The organism is Paraburkholderia sp. EG287B (assembly GCF_040965595.1).
GTDB lineage: Bacteria > Pseudomonadota > Gammaproteobacteria > Burkholderiales > Burkholderiaceae > Paraburkholderia.
In genome coordinates this window covers 1-3,199 of sequence record NZ_JBFRCG010000060.1, presented here as the reverse complement: position 1 = coordinate 3,199, position 3,199 = coordinate 1, and the positions used below count along the sequence as shown (strand labels likewise).

Annotated in this window: 1 protein-coding gene and 2 pseudogenes; all 3 read left to right on the top strand. The window is 57.8% G+C overall.

All coding sequences use genetic code 11. From position 1 onward, the window contains the following. Positions 1 to 145: 145 nt before the first annotated feature. Positions 146 to 686 (top strand): annotated as a pseudogene (locus AB4Y40_RS42620) (IS5 family transposase); the annotation flags it as partial. Between the two features lie 610 nt (positions 687 to 1,296). Further along, on the top strand, positions 1,297 to 2,769 hold the full coding sequence (gene ltrA, locus AB4Y40_RS42615) for a group II intron reverse transcriptase/maturase (RefSeq protein WP_368692968.1): 1,473 nt from the start codon (positions 1,297 to 1,299) through the stop codon (positions 2,767 to 2,769). A 111-nt stretch (positions 2,770 to 2,880) separates the two neighbouring features. Beyond that, positions 2,881 to 3,199 (top strand): annotated as a pseudogene (locus tag AB4Y40_RS42610) (transposase); the annotation flags it as partial.

Here is a 3,199-nt window from a genome sequence, read left to right as displayed (position 1 = left end):
ACGCGTGCCAAGTCTCCCGCGCCCGGTCCGTCACTTCCACGACGGCCCGTTTCCGGGGGGAGGCGTCCATACCATCTGCAAAAGTCCTGGCATTGAAGACTGGTTCGCCTATCCTGGAAGATAGACACGTTCAAGGAGTTCGTCGATGACACAACTCGGTCTTGGTCTGGATCTTTCGACGAAACGCACGCGCAAGAGGGAATTTCTCGATGAGATGAGGCGCGTGGTGCCATGGTCGAGGTTGATTGCGTTGATCGAACCGCACTATCCGAAGGGTAAGACCGGAAGGCCGCCGTTTCCGGTTGCGACGATGCTGCAGATCCACTTCATGCAGCAGTGGTTTGGTCTGTCAGACCCGGCGATGGAAGAGGCGCTTTATGACGTGCCGCTGTATCGTGAGTTTGCGGGGCTGGGCGAAGGTATGACGCGTTTGCCGGACGAGAGCACGATTCTGCGGTTCCGTCACCTTCTCGAAACGCACGGTCTGGCCGCGCAGATGCTCGCGGTGGTTAATGAGTAATGAGATCCTGAGTGAAAAAGGCTTGATGTTGAAGGCAGGGTCAGCGGTCGATGCAACCTTGATTAGCGCACCCACTTCGACGAAGAACGGCTCTGGCAAACGAGACGCGGAGATGCACCAGACGAAGAAGGGAAATCAATGGTATTTCGGGATGAAAGCGCACGTGCGACCTGAAAGTCGCTTGAATTTCTGTCTAACTCAACGAGATGAGCGCTGTGATTAAACCGGTTGTTCCATCAACCGTTCCCTACCCAGACATGCGGAGCTGGTAACAGCTCGGTGTGAAGCTCTGGGGACAATGTAACCGCCGATTGATTTCGGTACGCCGACCCGTGAGGGAAGGCGGAATCTGCCAGCACAAGGGTGGTGAGGGGCTAGGGACGAGCGGTCACGACCAACATATGTGAACCTCTGTTAAACGTCGTCATCATTGTACAAGCCAAATGTGCTGACAGGCTTGAGCCAAAATGGCGCGCGGCAAGGCATGGCCTTTGTGTGTTGGGCCATCGCAACAACATGCCGCCGGCGGATAGGAGGGGTCCGCCCCGCTCTGAAATTCATGCGGAACAGGGTAAGCCCGTAGTGCTGCCGGCAACGGCAGGCGGACCGCGAGGGACGCTGTTAGCGCTGCGGGTAGAGGATTGCGGAAAAAGCGAACGCCTGGCTGTAATGGCCGGGATACGGGCTGAAACATCGCCCGACGCGAAAGCGGGCTGACTTCCGCGTGGTCATTCATGGCGAGAGAACTTGATTAATCGTTATACGAGGGAAGGCAGATGACGGCAACTGGGGGCACTGCGCAAGCAGAGGCAATCGGGGCTGGTGCACTCTCGCGCCCCACCGAGATGTGGCTTCTGGCTGATTGGCCTCGCATCAAGGATGAGGTGAAACGACTCCAGGTGCGTATCGCCAAGGCAACCAAGGAAGGCAGATGGGGCAAGGTAAAGGCCCTGCAGCGTCTGCTGACCCGCTCGCACAGCGGCAAGATGCTAGCCGTGAAGCGAGTGACTGAGAATCGCGGCAAGAGAACGCCAGGTGTCGATGGCAAGCTCTGGTTGACCCCGGCGGCCAGATGGAAAGGGATGGAAGCAATGCAACACCACGGTTATCGTGCGTTGCCGCTTCGACGCGTCTACATCCCCAAGAGCAATGGCAAGAAGCGTCCGCTCGGAATTCCCCGCATGCTGTGCAGAGCAATGCAGGCACTATGGAAGCTCGCGTTGGAGCCCATCGCGGAGACCCTGGCGGATCCAAACTCGTACGGGTTCCGGCCCGGACGTTCGACTGCCGATGCTATCGAATGCTGCTTTACCACTCTAGCCAAGCGCAAGTCGCCGGAGTGGGTTCTGGAGGGAGACATTCGTGGCTGTTTCGATAATTTTAGCCACGACTGGATTCTTCAACACATTCCGATGGATAAGGAAGTCCTGCGACGATGGCTGAAGGCCGGATTTATCGACGAAGGAACCCTGTTCGCGACTGAGGCTGGGTCACCGCAAGGGGGCATCATCTCGCCTGTCATCGCGAATATGACGCTGGACGGACTGGAAGCGGTAGTAGATGCAAGCGTGGGACCGACGGAACGCGCACGCCGAAAGTTCAAGATCAACGTCAACCGGTATGCGGACGACTTCGTTGTGACCGGAGTGTCGAAGGAAATTCTGGAACAGAACGTACTCCCTGCAGTCAAGCAATTCCTGGCTGTTCGGGGTCTGGAACTCTCGGAAGAGAAAACCAGAGTCACCCATATTGCCGATGGGTTCGATTTCCTTGGGCAGAATGTCCGCAAGTACGCGGGCAAGCTGCTCATCAAACCGGCCAACAAAAGTGTGAAGGCACTTCTGGAGAAGGTGAGGGAAATCGTGAGGCAGCACCGGAGCGCCACACAGCGGAATCTGATCGTACAGCTCAACCCAGTGATTCGCGGCTGGGCCATGTATCACCGTCATGTGGTCTCAAAAGCTCATTTTACGTCGATAGATGCTCACATCTGGCGCCTCTTGTGGAAATGGGCGATGCGTCGGCACCCCACGAAAGGCGCGGGCTGGGTGAAACACAAATACTTCCACGTAGAGGGGAACCGTACCTGGGCGTTTACTGCCCGGTCCGAAGCCCACGGGGTAACCCGGCTGTTCCGGGCTGCGGCGGTTCCGATTGTTCGTCACGTGAAGGTACGTGGCCAGGCCAATCCGTTTGACCCTGCGTGGTCGTCCTACTTTGCCCGTCGCCGCGCCGCGACTGACGATTGATTGCCCGGTACCAACACTGGTGCTGGTGAATGGCTTGAGCCGGATGCGGGGCGACTTGCACGTCCGGTTCTTAGGGGAGCGCGTGCTGGCAACAGCACGCGCTTACCCGACATCGGAGTGGACGCAGAGTCGGGTCTGGTCCACACCGTCATTGGTACGGCGGCCAACGTCCACGACATCAATGCGGCCGAAGCGCTGTTGCACGGCCAGGAAAAGGATGTGTACGCTGACGCCGGATATCAGGGTATTGAGAAGCGCCGTCAGGCGAACCCGGTACGCTGGCATGTCGCGATGCGACCAGGCAAGCGTCGACAACTGGACCTGAACAATCGTCTGGACGCGATATACAACCAGATTGAGCGTCTGAAGGCTGGCGTGCGCGCCAAGGTTGAACATCCGTTTCGCGTGCTCAAGCAGCAGTTTGGTTATA